This window comes from Secundilactobacillus pentosiphilus (assembly GCF_002217985.1).
Taxonomy (GTDB): Bacteria; Bacillota; Bacilli; order Lactobacillales; family Lactobacillaceae; genus Secundilactobacillus; species Secundilactobacillus pentosiphilus.
Window position 1 is genome coordinate 115,316 of the sequence record NZ_BCMI01000001.1, and the last position, 19,171, is coordinate 134,486.

The following is a 19,171-nucleotide window of genomic DNA, read 5'->3' on the forward strand; positions in this document are numbered from 1 at the left end:
CGATACTTTAATTTTTAGTTTTAATGCTAGTTCTTAGCAAATAGTCCAGTTAAGTACTTCATGAAGGTTGCTAAGTAACGGTCAGCATCAACGTTGATGCCGACGTTAACGTTGGTCTTAGGCTGATCTAAGCGAGCTTGGTCACCGATCGTCCGGCCGTAGGTTTCTTTGTCGGTAGAAACGAACATGTTCAGTCCCAGTGTGGTAATGAAGCTTGGGTCTAAGGCAACACCAACGGCCAGTGGGTCATGCAGCGCGCAGCCAGGAACTTGCGGGTTAGTTTCTTCGTAAGCTTCAATGTAATAATCAACGATATCAGCGAAGGCAGTACCAGCTTTGGTGTTCAACTCACGCCATTGAGACGTTTCTTTACGCGTTAACAGGGTCCGTAAAGTAACGTCCAAACCAACCATCGTTAACTGCATTGGGCTAGTGAAAACGGCGTTAGCAGCTTCGGCATCCTGGTTAATGTTTGCTTCTGCGTAAGCGTTAACGTTACCTTCAACGGTTAAAGCACCGCCCATAAAGGTGACGTTGCCGATTTCAGTAGCAATTTCCGGGGCCTTTTTAAGTGCCGTAGCTAGGTTGGTCATTGGACCAGTTGGGACTAAGGTCAGGTCTTTACCGTATTTCTTAACTGAATCAATCAAGAAGTCCACGCCAGAAGTGGTCTCTAATTGACGTTTAGGGTCTGGCAGTTCAACTTGACCGATCCCGTTTTCACCGTGAATTCGAGCACTGACTGCCATCCGGTCGAAGTGGTCACTTGTAAGGGAGTGACTTTCACCGAGATAAACGGGGACATCAGGAGCACCCAATAATTCCAAAATCTTAAGTGAGTTGATACCGCCGTCCTTAACGTAGACGTTACCATATGAACCGATAATACCAATTAAATCAACGTTTGGAGCTGCCAAGGCATAGGCAATTGCTAGTGAATCATCAATACCCGTATCCAGATCCAAAATCATTTTTTTTGTAGCCATCAGAAAACCTCCATTGAACAATTTATACCTCATTGCTCTTTGATATTATTGAAAGCACTGCACTATACCCTTTAATGATAAGTGAAGAAGCAGACAAATACAAGAAATTTACCAGTGAATTCGGGGATTGTCGGGGGTCTAGCTGAAAACCGACAGGGGGTTGAAAACCACATCGGGACACACACGGCTACTGGCTGTCGAAGACATGTGGTACAATATTTTTGTTCAGCACTACGAAAGAAGCAAGCAGTTGGGGGCAAATCATGACTGAGAACTTATCAGAAGAACAGTTAAAAAAGAAGCGTAAAGAAAGCCTCCTGGATGATGCTACTAAGGAACTCAATGAGTGGACGGGTGATGATACTGCCGTTGAAATTCACTTATTCCGGATGTTTTCGGAAGTGTTTAAGCGCCACGATAAAGACGATGCGGATGCACTCTTTATCGTTGGAACGAAGACGACCACGCCCAGTTTATCGGCAGTTTCCTCAGCACCGGTTAAGCCGTGGGTCTTCTCGCGGGTTTTAGCATTATTAGGGTTAAGCTTTGGGTTACTGACATTATTATTTTTAGTTTTCCATAGTGATAAGGCCGTTCCCGGTATGGTTTTCATTGGCTCGCTGGCAGTGCCGTTTTCATTAGCCATCATGTTTTTTGAAATTAACGTGTATAAAAATATCTCCGTCTTTCAGGCGACGGAAGTATTTCTGATTGGCGGCATCGCCTCCCTGGTAGCCACTATGGTCTTGTATCAGATCATTCCTTCGGGAAACGGTGTCGACTTGGGCTCAGCGCTAACGATCGGCTTCATTGAAGAGACTGGCAAACTGTTAATTATTGGCTATTTTATCAACAGTTTCAGAGTGAACTATATTTTTAACGGGATGCTGATCGGCGCGTGTGTCGGTGCCGGTTTTGCTGTCTTTGAGACTTCCGGGTATACCGGTGAATTTGGATTAGTTACCCTGTTTGTACGGAGCTGGCAAGCCATCGGCACCCACACCATTTGGTCAGCCATGATTGGTGCTGCCATTATTTTGGCCAAGGGCCGTCATAAGCCGGTCAAGGGAAAAACGATGGTGCGGCCAAAGTTTCTGCGGTTTTATTTGTTGGCCGTTTTGCTGCATGCCGGCTGGGATTGGCAGGCGCCAATGCCGTGGCTATCAGACTTTGATATTCAAAAGTGGCTGATTATCATCGTTGGCTGGATCGTCATCTTTGTCCTGATTGACGCCGGTCTGCGTGAAGTAAGGACATTACAGGGACAGCATATTATTAATTAAACGTTTGGAGAGGTGTCGAAATTGGATAAACAATACGATTTAACCATTATTGGCGGAGGCCCCGCCGGTATCTTTGCCGGTTTTTACGCAGGGTTAAGGGAAGCTTCTGCACAGCTGATTGAAAGCCTTCCCGTTTTAGGTGGACAAGTAAGTGCGCTGTATCCAGAAAAAAGGATCCTGGATGTGGCTGGGATTCCGGACATTCAAGCCCAGCACTTGATCGATCAGCAACTGGAACAGTTTAAACAGTTTCCAATCGATGTTAAAACGGACCAAACCGTCACCAATATTGAGCAGACCGAAGACGGTTTTACCGTCACGACACCCAGTGAAGTGACCCATTCGAAAACGGTGCTGATCGCCGTTGGCAACGGTTCTTTTTCACCGCGGCCACTAGCCATTGATAACGTCAAAGAATTCGAAGGCAAAAGTTTATTTTACGCCATCACGGATTTAGACCACTTCAAGGGACACCGGGTATTGATCGCGGGCGGCGGCGACTCCGCCTTGGATGAAGCTTTAATGTTAGAGCCAGTGGCTAAATCGGTTCATCTGGTTCATCGGCGAAACGAATTTCGAGCTTTGGAACACACGGTCGCTCAGGTCAAGGATTCTACCATTGATATTCAAACGCCTTACATGATCAACACCATTCAAAAAACGGATAACGGCATGCTGGTCACCATCAAGAAAATGCGTTCGGAAGATGAAACGCAAACCATTGAAGTTGACGATGTGATCGTTAGCTACGGCTTTACTTCCGACCATAAAACCGTCGATGGCTGGGAAATCAATTTGGAGACAGATCACCGCTTGTTTAAAGTAAATACGCAAATGGCTACCAGTGTGCCCGGCATCTATGCAATCGGTGATAGTGTGACGTACCCTGGCAAACAGGCGTTGATTGCTACCGCTTATGGTGAGGCACCAATTGCGGTAAATGCCATTATGGCGTCACTCTACCCTGATCGGCGTGGCCCAATGCATTCTTCATCGATCATTCGACAAAAGTAAACTGTTTTTTTAACACAAAGAGTCAAACTTTAACATCAGCTAAATGTGTTTCAACCCAAAAACGCCATCCCGATAAAATTTGGGATGGCGTTTATTTTGTTAGTTGTCGATTTACAGTAAAAGCATTACTTATCGCCACTCGTATCGTCCGGATTGGTAATCTTGATTCGGTTAGTATCCGTTGATTTGTGGTGCAATTCCGGCGCATCCGTCTGGTAGTCCGATTGCGTTGATTTATTGCCATTCAAACTGTAAAGACTGGTGGACTTACCCTTTAAGCGACGTTCAATCTTAATTTCCTTACTCAGACTATTAGCATAGTTATACTTGCGTGGGTCAACGGGTTTCAATCCCTTAGGGTGGTAGAAGCGCAGCAGGTTTTTTTGGTTAAGCGAATCCGACAGGCTGAGTTCAAGCTTGACCTTAGCCTGCATTTGATTGATCTTTGCTTGCAACTTCTTATTCGGGTGCAGTTCCTGTCCCGTCTTGTTGTCATAAACGACACCGGACAGACAGGTGTACTTATCGCTGACCCAATCCTCATTTCGAAAGGCAACGACCGTATCGTGCTGCTTTGAAAAGAGGTCGGTTCCAAATTGAATGTACTGCTTGGTACTGATGCCCAACAAATGTAATAGCGTTGGCAAAACGTCGATCTCACCGCCGTAGGTGTGGTCAATGTAGCCACCCTTCGTGCCGGGCATGTTGTACATTAATGGGACCCGTTGCAGCTGGGCGTTGTCAAAGTCGTTCCAAGTACTAGGATTCTTACCCAAAAGCTTGGCGAGACTAGTGTTTTCAGAGTTAGAAATACCGTAATGATCACCGTACAAAACGATGATACTCTTTTTATCCAAACCGGTTTTATGCAAATAGCTGTAAAATTCTTTGATTGATTCGTCCAAGTAATGAGCGGTCTCAAAGTAGTGGTCAACCGTTTTGTCGCCGGTATTAGGGCCCTTAAACCCATCATCTCGGTCTTCTTTATCAAGTGAGAACGGGAAGTGGTTAGTGACCGTCAGGTATTTAACATAGAATGGCTGCTGAAGGCGCTGCAGGTACTTCACGGAATCGTTGAACAATAACTTATCTTTCAAGCCGAAACCAAGGGACTTATCCCCCGAAGTATCGTAGTAGCTGGCATCGAAGAAGTATTGATACCCGAGATTTTTATACGTGTTATTCCGGTTCCAGAAACTGGCCACGTTGCCATGGAACACGGCACTAGTATATCCGGCCTTTTGTTTCAGGATCGATGGGGCACCTTGGAAGGTGTTATCGCTGCCGAGCTGTGCAAACAGTGATCCTTGAGGTAAACCATAGGTACTGGTTTCCAGCATGTTTTCAGCGTCACTGGTTTTACCCTGGCCAACCTGGTGGTAGAAATTGTCGAAGGAATAAGTTGATTGACTGTGGTAGAGCTTATTTAAAAATGGCGTCACTTCTTTACCGTCGATTTTTTTGTCAATCATAAACTGCTGAAAACTTTCGAGATGCAGGACGATCACGTTCTTACCCTTGGCTTTGCCGTAGTAGGCTGAGTTGGGCTTGGCGTAATGTTTATGGACAAACTTTAAAATATCGGTGAGCTGAGATTTTTTTGCTGTCGCACGCACATCACTGTTATGCTGAGTTTTGAGGCCATCGTAAATGGTAAACGAATCTAATCCCAGATATTTAACCACGTATGAGCGGTCAAAGGTCTTGGTCAGTAATTGAGGCCGGTTCATTTCACTAATAGCCATGTTAAAACCAAAGACTAGAAAACCAATTGAAGTAACGGCGAAACCTGCGCGCCAGTTTAGCTTGTGATTGTCAGTCTTGATTCTTCTAGTGAGGAGTAAGCCAACGATAATGACGAGGTCCAGCCAGAAGAAAATATCGTGAAAACTGGTGAGGGCGACGGAACTGCCACTGAGTCCCTGATTGACTTTGTTGTAGCCCAACATGGTGGCCACGGTCATGAAGTCGGTGAATTCACGGTAATAAATGACGTTCAAGTAAAGCAGAACGGTATTCAAGATATCCAGGACAATAATTGACGTATAAAACAGCCGGGTACGCTTAATGTAAAACGCCAGGCTGTAGAAGATGATGGCAGTGGGAATCGGGTTTAAAATATATAAAATTACTTGTAGCGGATCGTTGAGCGTAACGTGGAAATCAACGAAGTAGGCAAGCAGTGTTTTTAACCAAAAACAAATCAGCAACAGGGTCGCGAAACCAAGCCGCGTATTTGTTCTTTGCCATAAGCGCTTTATGAACTGCAAAATAATGACTCCTTTTAACGATGATGTATTAATGTTCATAAGTTTAGCAGACTTTTGAGCCCTGTGCTGAATTAGCAGTAAAATTTATCAAAATGTAAGAAGTAATCAGGGATAGGCAACGCTTTCATTTTGCACTTTAGTTCCTTAGAGATGGTGATATACTTAAATTAACTAAAGAAATGAGGTCCCAAGCAATGACAAAACTCAATCTATACGTTGTCCGTCATGGGCAAACTTATTTTAATATTTATAATAAATTACAGGGCTGGAGTAATTCACCACTCACACAAAAGGGCATTGATGGTGCGGTGGCTACGGGTAAACGATTAGCTGATATCCATTTTGATGCTGCTTATTGCAGCGATACTACCCGAGCAATGGATACTGCAAAATTAATTTTAAAGGAAAATCAGGCTTCTAATATTAAAGAACCGCAAACGACCATGTTCTTCCGGGAAGAATTTTACGGCTATTATGAGGGCAATGATATGGCACAAGCCTGGTATCTGGCCGGTGCACCTCACGGCTTGCCAACGTTTAAAGACATTGTTACCAAGTACTCCATCGGTAAGGCCAAGGATTACTTAAAGGAAGCCGACCCCTTTCATCAAGCTGAAAATAACGAGGAGTATTGGGCAAGGGTGGATCAAGGCTTTGATTTGATTCGGCATAATGCGCATCTCAAAGACGGCGATAACGTCCTCTTGATCAGTCACGGCAATACACTTTTGAGCCTAATGGAGCGTTACGGCGGCGGTAAGTATGACTTGACCGTACGCCCAGCTAACGGCAGTTTGACTAATCTTACATTGACGGATGACGATGTGATCGTGGAAAGTTATAACAAGTAAGTGTGAAACCAAGCAGTTAGAGAGCGAAGATTAAGAAAAGCCCACCAAAATTCTCAAGTTCACGAGAATTCTGGTGGGCTTTTTTAATTGTAACTGTTCGCCTGGCGCAGCCTAATCAGTAAGGTTGACTTAATGATCCTGCCAGCTCAAATCACCGTCATCGCTAAAATCAATTCCTTGCTTGGCGTAGTAGGCCATAATCGTTGGCCGCAGTGATTCAAATTTTGGCGGCAGCCCGAGACTGTTGCCCAGCTTTAGGATGGATTCATCCAAACTGAACCCGGGGGTAGGCGTTGCTAATTCGATGCGATTATCACCGGGTTCGCGAATGTAGAGACTCTTAAACCAGCCGCGATCACGGTACATTTCGATGTCCCAGCCCTGTTCTTCGGCCAGGTGATAATAGTGCACTAGTTCGGCTTCATCTGCTACTCGTAAAGCAACGTGGTCGATTGAACCGCGACCGAACCGGGTTACCTGACTAAAGTCGGGTGTTGGCACGAGTTTGATTTGTTCGACCCCCTCCAGTTCAACCACGTTGTTGGTGACAGTTAAGTGTAATAATTTTTCAAAAAAAATCTGTGAGGCGCTCACGTCTGGCACGTGGAGCTCGGTACCTAAAAAGCGGCTGATTTGATACTTAGGCTCGATGCCATTATGGGGAACGATTTGCCACTCGGTCAACTGATGGTCCGTCTCGATCATGGTAATGGGAATCTGATCAGGATCAGCGAATGCAAGGCCTTCGCTGGTTTCAGTTACGGTAATACCCGTGTTGGATAGTCGCTCTTTCCAGAAGGCTTTGCTGCCGGTTGGAATGGCTAAACGAATGCCATTGATGAAGTGATTGCCGTCTGTCCGGTGGCCGAGGAGGGGCAGGACAAAGAAGGTGATCACGGAACCAGGGGTGCCTAAGTAGTCGCCGTAAAATAAGTGGCGGATATGGATGTTCTCCTGGTTAACAGAGTTTTTGACTAGCCGTAAACCTAAAACATAGGTGTAAAGATGGATATTTTGCTTAGCGTTTTTTGTCAAAAGTGAAATGTGATGAGTTTGCACGACCGTCGCCTGCTTTCGTCATTTTATTGCTCCAAGTATAGCATATGACCGCTAAAATCCCGTGTATTTCGCTTATCAGAATTAGGGTATAATATAATCTAAAAGGAGTGTCAGTAATGAAAATTGAGTCAGCTGCAGGCACTAACAATCAGGTCTACACGGATGCTGTCAGTATTCGTCAGACGGTGTTTGTAAAGGAGCAGGGGATTTCAGCAAAGTTAGAATTTGATGGTTTAGACGATCAAGTGATTCACTACGTCGGCTACGTGAATGATCAGCCAGTCGTGACCGCTAGGATTCGCCTGGAAGATCATACGGCGCGCATTCAGCGGGTGGCCACTTTGAAGCCGTTTCGCCACCACGGTTACGCCAACATGCTGCTGCAACAAGTAATTGCGGAAATGGCTGACGGCACGTTTTTAGAGTTGAACGCGCAAGTAACAGCTATCGGGTTGTACACCCAGCTTGGGTTCCAGCAAACGGGTGAGCCGTTTGAAGAGGTGGGCATTAAACACGTGAAGATGGTTAAGCAGGTGTAGCCTATTTAAAGCTTTATTCTAAGGGTATTAAAAAAACGTGATATCAGTTGATATCACGTTTTTATTATATGTGCAAATTAATCTTGTGAAGCAGTGGTACTGAAGTCTGTCACGTGTGCGTAACCAACAACGTGCCACCATGGTGCATGAACTCTTTCCTTCACAACACCGCGGTTTTGTGCATCGATCATCTTGCCGTGACCAACGTATAAACCAACGTGGCTAATGCTACCTGTGCTGTAACCGAAGAAAACTAAGTCACCCTTTTTAACACTTGGGCCACTGACATGCTTATAAGCATTGTATTGTGCTTGAGCTGTCCGTGGAATGGTAATCTTGGCTGCTTTTTTATAAACGTAACCGGTAAATCCGGAGCAATCAAATGCAGAAGGACCAGTAGCACCCCAAACGTATGGCTTGCCTAAATTTTGCTTTGCTGTCTTGTAAACGGTACTGTAAGATGCGTCCGTGCTTGCAGCGTGTGCGGTGGTCATTTGACTACCAGCAACTGCTAAACTAAAGAATGCCACGATGGCAATGATACTTTTTGTGAATAAATTCTTCATTGAACTAGAAACCCCTAACTTTTCCGTTTTTTATGTACAATGATTAGTGTACGTGTTAATTATTTCATTCTTGTAACAAAGCAGTGTCAATGACGTTAAACAATCATTTTGATACTGTAATTTACGTAATAATTTTCACAAATGAGCCATTTGACCCCTACTATTTGAATGATTCAAGCAACTCACTTTGCTCAATAAGTCAGAATGTGAAATAATAAAGGGGCAATATTTGAGAGGCGGTTATGAGATGAAATATCGAATCCCTAATTTAGTAAATTTCGATAGTTTTGTATTTCGAATTGGTGAACTGAGCCGAATGACAGGTGTATCATCCCGCCAGCTTCGATACTGGGAGCAGCGTGGCTATATTTCAGCCATTACTCGTGATGACCAAAACAAAGCGCGGGTTTATGATTTTCACACTTTTATTCAGGTCAGTATTATAAAAAAATTGCAGGACGAAGGGTACCGGCTTCCGGCAGCCGTTGAGAAAATGCGCAGTATTGAAGAAGAAATTTCGCTGTCGAGAAAGTTCTTTCAAGTGGCTTTTGACGGGGTTGAAGTTATTGATGGCAAGATGTTTTTAAACCTGGGTTACTTTGATAAAGCTAAAACTAAAATTCTTTATGGTCTGTACGAAAATGGCGAAGCCAGCTATGAGGTTCGACCAGCAACTAAAAATAATAATGATGAAGTAAAATAAAAGAACGATCAAAACAGATAACACTGTTTTGATCGTTCTTTTTTTAATGACTTCTATTTTGCGTGACGCTTCAAATGCGGTCGCATTGAAGGCAAAGTCACGGTTAACTTGCCAACCGATGTGACGATGATTGGTAAGATAATATCGAAAATGACTGTTGCAAACAAGATGATCAGACCAGCCTGTGTTAGTGGGGCAAAATTGGCACTAAACAGGACTAAGCAAATCACAATGGTAGTGAAGAGCTGGTAGCGAAGCGTTTGTCCAAGAGAACTGACCCCCGGCTCCAGCCAGTCCATTAAGCTCGAATCCCTAAAGCGGTAGCTAATGGCGAGTTGAATCAGCAAACTGGTATTGATAACCAGTAATGGCACGAAGGCAATAAACGGTACTTGCCAGTTGAAACTCGGGTCACCAGACATGAAGTGACTTGTGAGCTGTGCCAGCTGAACGCCGCCCATTACTGCTAGTACTAAGCTTGCCAACCAGTAAATCGGCTGTAGGACGGAACCGCTGATTAAAGCAATGATCAGGAAAGTAATGATGCCAATGGTTAACAGCACCCAACCGGCATTAGTTCTGACAGAATGTTCAACCGTGTTTTGAACAACTGGCTGACCAGTGTAGGCAACCTTAGCCTGACCTAAGGACGTTCCCTGCAGCTGGGTCTTAACTTCGGCCTGCAGCTGTTTGATCGTTGCTGCGTTATTATGACTTGATGCTGAATGCTTCAAGTAAACCTGCAACTGGGTAGTCTTGTAATCCTGGCTGGTGTTATCGGAAAGTGACTGCTGGAACTGCATGCCAGTCAGCTGCTCAGGAGTAATGTAATAAACTTTGGCAGCGTCGGAGGCCTGCAGAGCAGATAAGTAACTGTAAATGTTATTGTATGACTTGATCAGCCCGTTCATACTGGTGGTCGTCTTCTTTAGACTGCTCTTGACGGAAGAAACTTGAGCGGCGTAGTCGGAAACGTTGCTTTGAACGCTTTGACCAGTATTACCAGCGGAAGTTGCTTCATCGTTAAGTACGCGCATGTTACTTTCGACGGTCTGGAGTTGGCTGCTGACTAAGTTCAGTAAGCGCTGGTAATTTCTAACCCGGCGAGAGGCGGATGCACTTTGTGAAACGCTGGCACGTCCAGCAACTTGGGAAACTTGTGACCGAACGGTGCTGGTGTCATCAGAAAGACGGTTCGTTCTTGAAACTAAACTGTCAAGCTTATCGGCGGATTCACTTAACTTAACTTGACTCAAATCAGACCGGTTACCCTTTAAATCCGATTGAAGCTGAGTCAGCTGATCCGTAGCACCTTTAAGGGTCATATTCATTTGGTTCAACTGGGTGTTGACGTAATATTCATTCATCGGCTGACCGTTGGGCTGAGTCAATGACGTTACGCCAGCAACACCCGGCATTGATTTTAACTTGGTAGTTAAATTATCGATTTGAAGAAGGGCCTTTTCGTTGTCGACCCGGTCCTTATTTTTAATGTAAACCGTAACCGGCGTTGCCTTCCCTTCGCCAAAATGGGCGTTGAGTACTCGCATCCCAGCAACCGCTTCATTGGTCGGTGCCACCGTTTTGGCAGCTGAAAAGTTCAGGTTATCGCGGTACAGGATCGCAAAGGGACCAACCACGTAGAGAACAGCAATGATTGCGATAAATGGCTGCCAGAGACCGAAACGGGCCATCCAGTTCCAGAAACGGTGCGGCTGTGAAGGTAAATCAACTGCTGGCCAGAAGAAGCGATCACCAAGAAGCTGCATGAAAATGGGGGCAATCGTGTAAAGACCGATAATAGTGACCACTGTGACGATCGCTAAGCCAGACATTGCGCGGATCGTTGAAAAACCGAAGGCGTAAAAACTAGCGAAAATAATCGTTAGTGCTCCGCCGAGGATCAACAAGAAATTGCGAATCGAGTGGACACTGTGGGTAGTGGCTTCTTCGGGTTCCTGCCCATCGGCCACGCTTTGTTTGAACGCGTTAAAGAGGTAGTAGTGCCCTAACGTCCCAAGTACGAGTGTCAGTAGAAGCGTTAATAAGGGCAGGTACTCCGAATACGGGAAGCTGGTGTGATCAGCTAAATTGTTGATGATGCCTAACGAGACGGCGTACATCATTAACATCGATAAGGTCGAAATCAATGGTGCAATCAAGGATTTAAAGATGACACCGATGATCAGTAGGCTTAAGATGAAGCCGAGAATTGCGGTAAAAGTAGTGACACGGCTGATGTTTTCGTTTGCTGCATCGTTAACTAGTTCGGGACTGGTCAGATAAGTGGACAGACCCGAAGTTCGAATCTGCGTTCGTAACTGTTTAGCGAGCGTCCGGAAATCACCCTGATTTTGGGCAATGGCTAGTTGAACGGTTTCAGTAGAACCATCCTTCGAATAAAACTGGCTCTTAGCAGCGGGATTAGTGGTCATGGTCTGAATGGACTGAATCCCGTAAGTCCTTTGTTTCTCAGATAATCGTTGAACAGTTTTATTGATGTTAGCCTGTTGCGCTGCGGACAACTTACCGTTAGGATTATTGAAAACTGCTGTAACTTTATAGGTGCCGGAAATGTTGCGTCCCCAGGTGTTTTGCATACTTCTTGCCACCATGGGCTGGCTGTTATTAGCCAATTGCGGCTGACCCTTTGTTTGAATCATATCAGAGGTGTTGGGCATCATGACGATTGCAACAAAGATTGCAATGAGCCAAAACAGCAATGAAAAGATTCGATGATTGTGTAACTGACGTATCCGCTCTTTCATTGAATAATATCTCCCTTAAAATGTCGCCATTGAAGACGCATATATGTAACTACTATATTAACATAGCCGATAAAGCTTTGTATTTCAATTCCCAAAACTGAAATAATTAACATTCGGACTGGTTGATGGCTCAAAAGCTCAATTATTCCACTTTAGCTTTCTGTCGTCAAAGATATTTTGAAGTCAAATTGCTTCTATTTAAGTCAAAGTTTGCTTATAATTAGACTTTTCGAAATGAAGGGTGGAAGAAGAGAATGCCGAAGCACGATCAAAGTCGTTTTGCCGGATTAAATACCAATCGTCGATTTGAGATTGCGAAACAGTTAGCTGCCGATTATCATTTAGATGTCAGCCAAGTTTTGTTTACCTATTTAAAGGTTGCAGAACCCATACTTGCAAAAAATCAGGCGGCCAAGCAAATTTCTGAAACAGCGCAGAGAAAAATTGACGAACGGTTCGAACAGGCTTTAACCAAACTGAGTCAAATAAAAAAGGGGTAGCAATATGTGTACTAGCATCTATCAAATTGCAATCGATGGCACTCACGTCCTGGGTCGGACAATGGATTGGCACGTGTTAGGTGCTAGGCCCGTTTTTGTTCCCCGTCAATTTCAATGGCGGTCGGTGTACGATAATCAAGCTTATCAAAATCGTTACGCCATTATTGGCAGCGGCGGTGCTCACGATGATGAAATTGACATTTCTGACGGCATTAACGAATTTGGCTTGAGTGTTCAAAAACTCACTTTTGCTAACGGGGCGCTTTTTGAAGATCAGCCGGATCTGAACAAACATTCCATTGCACCCTTTGAATTGCCGCTGTATCTGTTAGGCCATTTTAAGTCGATTGCTGAAATTGAGGCGCACATGGATGAAATTCAGCTGATGAGCGGCGAACGGGCATTTAAGCCGTATGGACATCCGGAACTGCACTACGTTGCGGCGGATGCAACGGGACGGATCGTTGCAATCGAAACCTCAGCAAAGCCGTTAAAAATATACGAAAATCCGTTGGGAATCCTGACGAATGCCTACGATTTTAAGCGGCAACTCAACCAGTTGAAAGATTATATGACCTTTACGCCAGCCTTTGAGAATGGCACGGTGGCATTGAACACACCGCGGGTGACTACTGGCAGTTTCTCGGGTAAGAAAATTCCCGCTGGGTCGTATACCCCAGGTTCGCGTTTTATTCGAGCAGCTTATTATAAGGAAAGAACTGATCAGCCAGCTGATGAAGCGTCCGGCATTGTCAGTATGTGGCACCTTTTAAATGGTGTCAGTGTGCCCAAGAGTACGGCTTATCAGCAGAATTATTCAGTTTACCGAGCAGCAACGGTAACCGAATCGCTTTCGTATTATTATGAACCCTATAATCGGTTAGGAATGGTTAAATTACAGCTGACGCCGAAATTGCTGCAGCGCAAAACGCCCAAGCTTTATCAGGTCCCTGACAAGTTGCAGGTATCTAAGCTAAATTAATGAATTATTAATTCTTGTTGAACGGCGTCGCATGTTAAACTAAGTTTAAAAGTATGTCAGTTTTTGAAGAATGGAGACGCAGTTTTTGGCAAAGAAAAGACGCCGTAGTCGAAAAAAGAATAATTCCCAGGGGACCGCGACCATCATCTTTCTGTTAGCGCTATTTGTCATTGGCGGCGGGATGGGTGTACGCTATGTGATGGATAATTATATAGCTGATCAACGAACCCAAACCAGTAAGCCGGCTAAATCTGAAACACCTGAACAGCGCCAGCAGCACCGCTTTATTAATTCGGTGGCAAAACCCGCAGTTAACGTCTATAAGGACAATCATCAAGTTTTGCCCAGTATCGTGATTGCTCAAGCCATTGTTGAGTCCAATTGGGGACACTCGCAACTGTATCAAGAGGCAAATAACCCCTTTGGTATTAAGGGCAGCTATAATGGGCACACAAAGTCGTTTCCCACCAGCGAATACGTGAACGGGAAAGAGGAACGGATCAACGCGAACTTTCGGGTCTACCCTAACTTAGCGGCTGCCATATTGGATCACGATGCCGTGGTTGCCCAGCGGTTTTTACCACCTCACGTGACGAACTACCGCACGGCGGCCAAACTGCTGCAGCAAAATGGCTATGCAACGGATCCGTCCTACGCCAAAAAACTAGTTAGCGTCATTAACACTTACAGCTTAAATCGGTTCGATGGTTACTAAAAAAACGTTGAGACTTCCTACTTGCGACCACTAGTAGGTTTCTGTATGATGCGAATATCAACACAATGATAGGAGATAGGTACGAGATTGTTTGATCTAATAGGAAAACTTTATGGTCCCTTTTTTAGTGTTCATAATTGGGAAACTGTCATCAGCTCTGGGAGTGACTGGCTGGTTATTTTCTCCCTAGTGCTGATTGAATGTTTGCTTTCGGTAGATAACGCGGTAGTACTAGCCGCACAGACACAGGCTTTGCCAACCCAGAAACTACGCGAAAAGTCCCTTTTCTACGGGATTTGGGGCGCCTATATTTTTCGTTTCTTAATTATTGGCATTGGTGTTTATCTAATCAACCTTTGGGAAATTAAGGTTTTGGGAGCTGGCTACCTGCTCTTCTTGACCGTTCAATACTTCTCAAAATCACGGGTGAAGCATACCCGTCGGCTAGTTTCTAATAAGAAGCGGCATATTTCAATGTTCTGGTCCGTTGTGATGCAAATTGAGTTAATGGATATCGTCTTCTCGATTGATTCAGTGTTAGCTTCACTGGCGATTTCATCTAATCCAGTCATTGTGCTGATTGGTGGGATGATCGGTATTTTAGCGATGCGTGGTGTGGCTGAAATGATCATGAGACTGATGCGGATCATTCCCGAACTTGAACCCATGGCATATGGTTTGATCGCCTTGATTGCGATTAAGCTATTTATTAGTATTCCAATGATTGATATTGAGGTACCAGCTGCTGCTTTTGGTCTGATCGTTGTCGCGGCAGTTGTGATCACACTTATCATCCACTTCATTCGCAGAAAGGGGAAGCAGACAACAAATGGCAGTCACGATAACCAAGGCTAATTTAGCCTCAGAAACAGCTACCGGATTGGTGCTGATTGATTTTTGGGCAGACTGGTGCGCGCCGTGTAAAATGATGGATCCGATCCTGGAACAGTTGGAAGCAACGTATGGCGATCGTATCAAGTTTGGTAAGCTGAACGTGGAACACAACCAGGACCTGGCCATGAACTACAAGGTAATGAGTATTCCTAGTCTGGTCCTGTTTCGCGACGGTAAAGCGGTTGAAAAGGTAACTGGGTTGTATCCAAAAGAAAAATTAGCAAAGTATTTAGACCGGAAATTGGCAACCGATTAAGGGGGCTGTATCATGAAATTAGGATTTATCGGTACGGGTGTTATGGGCGGTGCCATTGCTTTGCACCTGTTAGAAGCTGGTCATGATTTAGTAGTCTATAACCGGACCAAATCAAAAACGGATACGTTAGTAGCTAACGGTGCTACTTGGGTGGAGACACCTGCTGAAGTAGCTGAGCAAGCAGACGTCATTTTTTCAATGGTCGGGTATCCGGCCGACGTCGATGCTATTTATTTTGGTGATCAGGGTATTTTTAGTACACTGGCTGCTGGTAAAACGGTGGTTGATATGACCACTAGTACACCAACATTGGCTGAGAAGATCGCTGCTAAAGCAGACGAGCTCAATGCGCACGCGCTAGACGCCCCCGTTTCCGGTGGGGACGTCGGTGCCAAAAAGGCCACGCTGACGGTGATGGTTGGCGGTGATCAGACCACTTACGATGCCGTGAAACCATTATTTGAGTTAGTGGGTCAAAAGGTGCATCGTTTTGGACCAGCCGGTAAGGGTCAGCATACTAAAATGGCCAATCAAATCATGATTGCCGGTACCATGACTGGCACCGTTGAAATGATGGTTTACGCGCAGCACGCGGGGTTAAACATGACTGACGTGCTTGATACGCTTAGCAGCGGCGGTGCTGACAACTGGAGCATGGATAATTACGCCCCCAGAATTCTAAAGGGTGACTACACGCCGGGATTCTTTGCCAAACACTTCCTGAAAGACCTACGAATTGCATTAGATGAAGCCGATAAAATGAAGCTCGACCTGCCAGCTACCAAACTGGCAAAGCAACTCTATGAAACCATGGTGGATAAAAAGGGCCTTGGCGACGATGGTACTCAGGGCTTAATTAAACTGTATGAGAACCTTTAAAGGTGATGTTTCAGTAACTCCTAAAATGGGGTTACTGAAACTTTTTTATTCTCATTTAAGTTACTTAGGGATGACCGTTTCGAAGCCGTGGCGAACACCGACTTTCAGGTGAAAACAAACCTGTGGAAGAAAGCGGCTTGACATGCTGTAAAATGAGAGTTACATTAAAAACAATCTCATATTAAGTGATGACGAGAAGAGTACGTTGGGTCGATTTGTTAAGAGAGCTGCGGCAGGTGCGAGGCAGTCAAATTGAACAACCGAAGATGATCCCCGAGCTTGAGTGGGGGTAGATGTCTGCTACCCACTCCGTTAGCAATCGATATCTTGCAGAGTATAGCAGAAAAACTGCCGTACTTATTAAGGCTTGAATTGTGAGATTCAAGTAAATTTCAGGTGGTAACGCGAAACCTTCGCCCCGATCAATTTGGGGCGAAGGTTTTTTATTGTCCTGATATGAGACCAAACATTGATGATGACGCATTTGGATTAAGTCAAGGAGGACAAGTGTATGACAAAAAGGGAACACATTGAAACAATTTTAGCTCAAGCAGGTAACCGTACAGACGATGCTAAGACAGGATCAGTTTCGACCCCATTGTATTTTTCCACGGCTTATCGCCACGCAGGTTTGGGCCAGTCAACCGGTTATGATTATTCCCGCGAATGCAGTCCAACAAGAGATGTTCTGCAGCAAACACTGGCGAAGCTGGAAAACGGGGTGGCAGCGTTCGCACTTAGTTCCGGGATGTCTGCGATTCAGCTGGTCTTTTCTCAGTTTAAAACTGGTGACGAAATTATCGTTTCTGACGATCTTTACGGTGGCTCGTACCGGTTCTTTGATTTACTAACGGATAATTACGGGCTGAAATTTCACCTTTGGAACGGGCAAGACTTTGATCAGTTAGATCAGTTGGCGGCTCATGAGCATGCCAAAGGGATTTGGTTAGAAACCCCGTCCAACCCAACCATGAAAATAATTGATATCCAGCAAACGGCCAAGGTAGCGCATCGTCACGAGGTGCAGGTGATCGTAGACAATACCTTCTACACACCGCTGCTCCAGCAACCGTTAAATGAGGGTGCTGACCTGGTCGTTCATAGCGCAATGAAGTATTTGAGCGGGCACAACGATATTTTAGCTGGCGCTGTGATCTGTAAGTCCCAGTCGGATGCCCAGTGGCTTGAGCGCAACTTAATGACAACTGGGGCAACGTTAGATCCCTTTGACTGTTGGCTCTTGCTGAGAAGCCTTAAAACACTGCCGTTGCGATTAGCGCAGCACGAACGCAACGCCAAAGCAATCGTGGCAGCACTGGAGAAAAATGGTGCGGTTGATCGGGTCCTTTATCCCGGCCATGGCGGCATGATCAGTTTTTACGTCCATCGTAGTGAGTGGGTGGATGCCATTTTAAAGCACCTCAACGTGATCTCGTTTGCTGAAAGCCTGGGCGGTGTGGAAAGCCTAATGACGGTCCCAGCAATCCAAACCCACGCTGATTTATCGGAAGAGCAACGTCAAGCTAAACACATTACCGCAAACCTGCTGCGCTTGTCCGTTGGGCTTGAAAACAGTGACGATTTAATTGATGATCTAACGCAGGCGATTCAAGCTGCCATTGCACCAGCTAAGGTTGCAAAATAGGGAGGAGAGATTCGTATGAGTCATTCAGAATTTAGCGATGCCACTAAAGTAATTAAAACCACAACTAAACCGGATCCAGCAACGGGGGCGCTGAATACGCCCATCCAGTTATCATCAACGTTTGTTCAACCGGATCTAGATCACTTTGGCAAGTATGATTACACGAGAAGCGGCAACCCGACCCGTGATGTGCTGGAAGACAGCATTGCAGCCCTGGAACACGGGACTCGCGGCTTCGCGTTTGCCACTGGCATGGCGGCCATTTCAACGGCGTTTTTAACCTTGCACCAAGGGGATCACGTGATCGTTACCAAGGACGTTTATGGCGGTACGTTCCGGTTGGTGACTCAAATCTTGCCCAATTACGGCATTGATTATACGTTTGTTGACTGCGGTGATAAAGCGGCACTTGAAGCAGCGTTTAAGCCGAATACGAAGGTGGTTTACATTGAAACGCCGTCTAACCCGACACTTAAGGTAACGGCTATCAGGCAAGTCGTTGCGGTGGCACATGCACACGATGCGTTAGTTTTTGCTGATAATACCTTTATGACCCCAATTTTCCAAAAGCCGCTGGACCTTGGCGCTGATCTGGTCTTGCATAGCGGCACCAAGTTTTTAGCTGGTCACTCGGATATTTTGGCTGGCTTGATCGTGACCAAGACCAAGAAATTAGGTGACGCTGTTTACTTTATCCAAAACGCAATGGGGGCCACACTTGGCATTAGTGACTGCTGGTTACTGCTGCGGGGTATTAAAACGCTGGGCGTTCGCGTAAAAGCGGAGGCTGATAGTGCGTTGACTCTAGCAAAGTGGTTCCAAAAACAACCCCTTGTTACGAAGGTCAATTATCCTGGGCTAGCCGACTTTGACGGGCATGACGTTCAGTTCAGCCAAGCCACTTCCGGCGGTGCGGTGCTCTCCTTTGACGTCGGGTCTGAAGATAACGTCCGCCGGTTAGTCCAAGACTTAAAGATACCGGTATTTTCAGTGTCACTCGGTGCCGTGGAAACGATCCTTTCATACCCGCCAAAGATGTCCCACGCGGAAATGTCAGCTGAGGAGCGCCACGCTTGCGGGATCTCTGATGGATTGTTACGATTATCCGTCGGGGTTGAAGACGTTGATGACTTGAAGGCGGACTTCGCGCAGGCCTTTGCAAAAATTGAACAGCTACAGCATTAATGAAGACGACTTCTTAGCAGCGTGACTAAAAACAGCGTTTCAGCATATCCGAAAGATGGATGCACTGAAACGCTGT

Annotated in this window: 18 protein-coding genes; 13 read left to right on the plus strand and 5 right to left on the minus strand. The window is 45.4% G+C overall.

The window, feature by feature from the left end:
- Window positions 1-26: 26 nt before the first annotated feature.
- Window positions 27-986 carry a nucleoside hydrolase gene (locus CES81_RS00545; RefSeq protein ID WP_089120256.1) on the minus strand — a complete coding sequence of 320 codons (960 nt, stop codon included), beginning with the start codon at window positions 984-986 and terminating at the stop codon, window positions 27-29.
- Between the two features lie 263 nt (window positions 987-1,249).
- On the opposite strand from CES81_RS00545, the gene CES81_RS00550 reads away from it, so the two are divergent.
- Window positions 1,250-2,269, plus strand: a complete 1,020-nt coding sequence (locus CES81_RS00550) for a PrsW family intramembrane metalloprotease (protein ID WP_089120257.1) — start codon at window positions 1,250-1,252, stop codon at window positions 2,267-2,269.
- Window positions 2,270-2,290: 21 nt separating this feature from the next.
- Window positions 2,291-3,283, plus strand: coding sequence for an NAD(P)/FAD-dependent oxidoreductase (locus CES81_RS00555; protein ID WP_180949676.1), 993 nt, complete (start codon window positions 2,291-2,293; stop codon window positions 3,281-3,283).
- A gap of 125 nt (window positions 3,284-3,408) precedes the next feature.
- Here the strand turns inward: CES81_RS00555 and CES81_RS00560 are convergent, their stop codons facing one another.
- On the minus strand, window positions 3,409-5,544 hold the full coding sequence (locus CES81_RS00560) for an LTA synthase family protein (RefSeq protein ID WP_180949682.1): 2,136 nt from the start codon (window positions 5,542-5,544) through the stop codon (window positions 3,409-3,411).
- Between the two features lie 203 nt (window positions 5,545-5,747).
- On the opposite strand from CES81_RS00560, the gene CES81_RS00565 reads away from it, so the two are divergent.
- Window positions 5,748-6,404: a histidine phosphatase family protein gene (locus tag CES81_RS00565; protein ID WP_089120260.1), complete on the plus strand. Its 657-nt coding sequence runs from the start codon at window positions 5,748-5,750 to the stop codon at window positions 6,402-6,404.
- A gap of 129 nt (window positions 6,405-6,533) precedes the next feature.
- Here the strand turns inward: CES81_RS00565 and CES81_RS00570 are convergent, their stop codons facing one another.
- On the minus strand, window positions 6,534-7,463 hold the full coding sequence (locus tag CES81_RS00570; protein ID WP_089120261.1) for a VOC family protein: 930 nt from the start codon (window positions 7,461-7,463) through the stop codon (window positions 6,534-6,536).
- Between the two features lie 116 nt (window positions 7,464-7,579).
- Here CES81_RS00570 and CES81_RS00575 point away from each other — a divergent pair, with 116 nt between their 5' ends.
- A complete protein-coding gene (locus CES81_RS00575; RefSeq protein WP_089120262.1) occupies window positions 7,580-8,002 on the plus strand; it encodes a GNAT family N-acetyltransferase in 423 nt (140 codons plus the stop codon).
- Between the two features lie 77 nt (window positions 8,003-8,079).
- Here CES81_RS00575 and CES81_RS00580 read toward each other — a convergent pair whose 3' ends face one another.
- Window positions 8,080-8,568 carry a C40 family peptidase gene (locus tag CES81_RS00580; RefSeq protein WP_089120263.1) on the minus strand — a complete coding sequence of 163 codons (489 nt, stop codon included), beginning with the start codon at window positions 8,566-8,568 and terminating at the stop codon, window positions 8,080-8,082.
- A gap of 247 nt (window positions 8,569-8,815) precedes the next feature.
- Between CES81_RS00580 and CES81_RS00585 the strand changes: the two genes are divergently transcribed.
- Window positions 8,816-9,271, plus strand: coding sequence for a MerR family transcriptional regulator (locus CES81_RS00585; protein WP_089088392.1), 456 nt, complete (start codon window positions 8,816-8,818; stop codon window positions 9,269-9,271).
- A gap of 53 nt (window positions 9,272-9,324) precedes the next feature.
- Here the strand turns inward: CES81_RS00585 and CES81_RS00590 are convergent, their stop codons facing one another.
- Window positions 9,325-12,039, minus strand: coding sequence for an MMPL family transporter (locus tag CES81_RS00590; RefSeq protein WP_089120264.1), 2,715 nt, complete (start codon window positions 12,037-12,039; stop codon window positions 9,325-9,327).
- A gap of 254 nt (window positions 12,040-12,293) precedes the next feature.
- On the opposite strand from CES81_RS00590, the gene CES81_RS00595 reads away from it, so the two are divergent.
- The 8 genes from CES81_RS00595 (at window position 12,294) to CES81_RS00630 (ending at window position 19,095) form a co-directional block, all read left to right on the plus strand.
- Window positions 12,294-12,539, plus strand: coding sequence for a hypothetical protein (locus CES81_RS00595; protein WP_089120265.1), 246 nt, complete (start codon window positions 12,294-12,296; stop codon window positions 12,537-12,539).
- Window positions 12,540-12,543: 4 nt separating this feature from the next.
- On the plus strand, window positions 12,544-13,521 hold the full coding sequence (locus CES81_RS00600; protein ID WP_089120266.1) for a linear amide C-N hydrolase: 978 nt from the start codon (window positions 12,544-12,546) through the stop codon (window positions 13,519-13,521).
- Window positions 13,522-13,606: 85 nt separating this feature from the next.
- Window positions 13,607-14,236, plus strand: a complete 630-nt coding sequence (locus tag CES81_RS00605) for a glycoside hydrolase family 73 protein (RefSeq protein ID WP_089120267.1) — start codon at window positions 13,607-13,609, stop codon at window positions 14,234-14,236.
- An 87-nt stretch (window positions 14,237-14,323) separates the two neighbouring features.
- Entirely contained in the window at window positions 14,324-15,091 is a 768-nt protein-coding gene (locus tag CES81_RS00610; RefSeq protein WP_089120268.1) for a TerC family protein, read from the plus strand.
- Window positions 15,066-15,386 carry a thioredoxin gene (gene trxA, locus CES81_RS00615; RefSeq protein WP_089120269.1) on the plus strand — a complete coding sequence of 107 codons (321 nt, stop codon included), beginning with the start codon at window positions 15,066-15,068 and terminating at the stop codon, window positions 15,384-15,386. The genes CES81_RS00610 and trxA overlap by 26 nt, the downstream gene beginning before the upstream one ends.
- Window positions 15,387-15,398: 12 nt before the next feature.
- Window positions 15,399-16,265: an NAD(P)-dependent oxidoreductase gene (locus CES81_RS00620; protein ID WP_089089104.1), complete on the plus strand. Its 867-nt coding sequence runs from the start codon at window positions 15,399-15,401 to the stop codon at window positions 16,263-16,265.
- Between the two features lie 511 nt (window positions 16,266-16,776).
- Entirely contained in the window at window positions 16,777-17,910 is a 1,134-nt protein-coding gene (locus CES81_RS00625) for an aminotransferase class I/II-fold pyridoxal phosphate-dependent enzyme (protein ID WP_089120270.1), read from the plus strand.
- A 15-nt stretch (window positions 17,911-17,925) separates the two neighbouring features.
- Window positions 17,926-19,095 (plus strand): aminotransferase class I/II-fold pyridoxal phosphate-dependent enzyme, encoded by a 1,170-nt coding sequence (locus CES81_RS00630; protein ID WP_089120271.1) that lies wholly within the window; start codon window positions 17,926-17,928, stop codon window positions 19,093-19,095.
- Window positions 19,096-19,171 lie beyond the last annotated feature (76 nt).

Coding starts and splice junctions, on each gene's coding strand:
- CES81_RS00600 (WP_089120266.1), top strand. CDS start 12,544: ATGTGTACTAGCATCTATCAAATTGCAATCGATGGCACTCACGTCCTG.
- CES81_RS00565 (WP_089120260.1), top strand. CDS start 5,748: ATGACAAAACTCAATCTATACGTTGTCCGTCATGGGCAAACTTATTTT.
- CES81_RS00550 (WP_089120257.1), top strand. CDS start 1,250: ATGACTGAGAACTTATCAGAAGAACAGTTAAAAAAGAAGCGTAAAGAA.
- trxA (WP_089120269.1), top strand. CDS start 15,066: ATGGCAGTCACGATAACCAAGGCTAATTTAGCCTCAGAAACAGCTACC.
- CES81_RS00630 (WP_089120271.1), top strand. CDS start 17,926: ATGAGTCATTCAGAATTTAGCGATGCCACTAAAGTAATTAAAACCACA.
- CES81_RS00590 (WP_089120264.1), bottom strand. CDS start 12,039: ATGAAAGAGCGGATACGTCAGTTACACAATCATCGAATCTTTTCATTG.
- CES81_RS00580 (WP_089120263.1), bottom strand. CDS start 8,568: ATGAAGAATTTATTCACAAAAAGTATCATTGCCATCGTGGCATTCTTT.
- CES81_RS00595 (WP_089120265.1), top strand. CDS start 12,294: ATGCCGAAGCACGATCAAAGTCGTTTTGCCGGATTAAATACCAATCGT.
- CES81_RS00545 (WP_089120256.1), bottom strand. CDS start 986: ATGGCTACAAAAAAAATGATTTTGGATCTGGATACGGGTATTGATGAT.
- CES81_RS00585 (WP_089088392.1), top strand. CDS start 8,816: ATGAAATATCGAATCCCTAATTTAGTAAATTTCGATAGTTTTGTATTT.
- CES81_RS00625 (WP_089120270.1), top strand. CDS start 16,777: ATGACAAAAAGGGAACACATTGAAACAATTTTAGCTCAAGCAGGTAAC.
- CES81_RS00575 (WP_089120262.1), top strand. CDS start 7,580: ATGAAAATTGAGTCAGCTGCAGGCACTAACAATCAGGTCTACACGGAT.
- CES81_RS00620 (WP_089089104.1), top strand. CDS start 15,399: ATGAAATTAGGATTTATCGGTACGGGTGTTATGGGCGGTGCCATTGCT.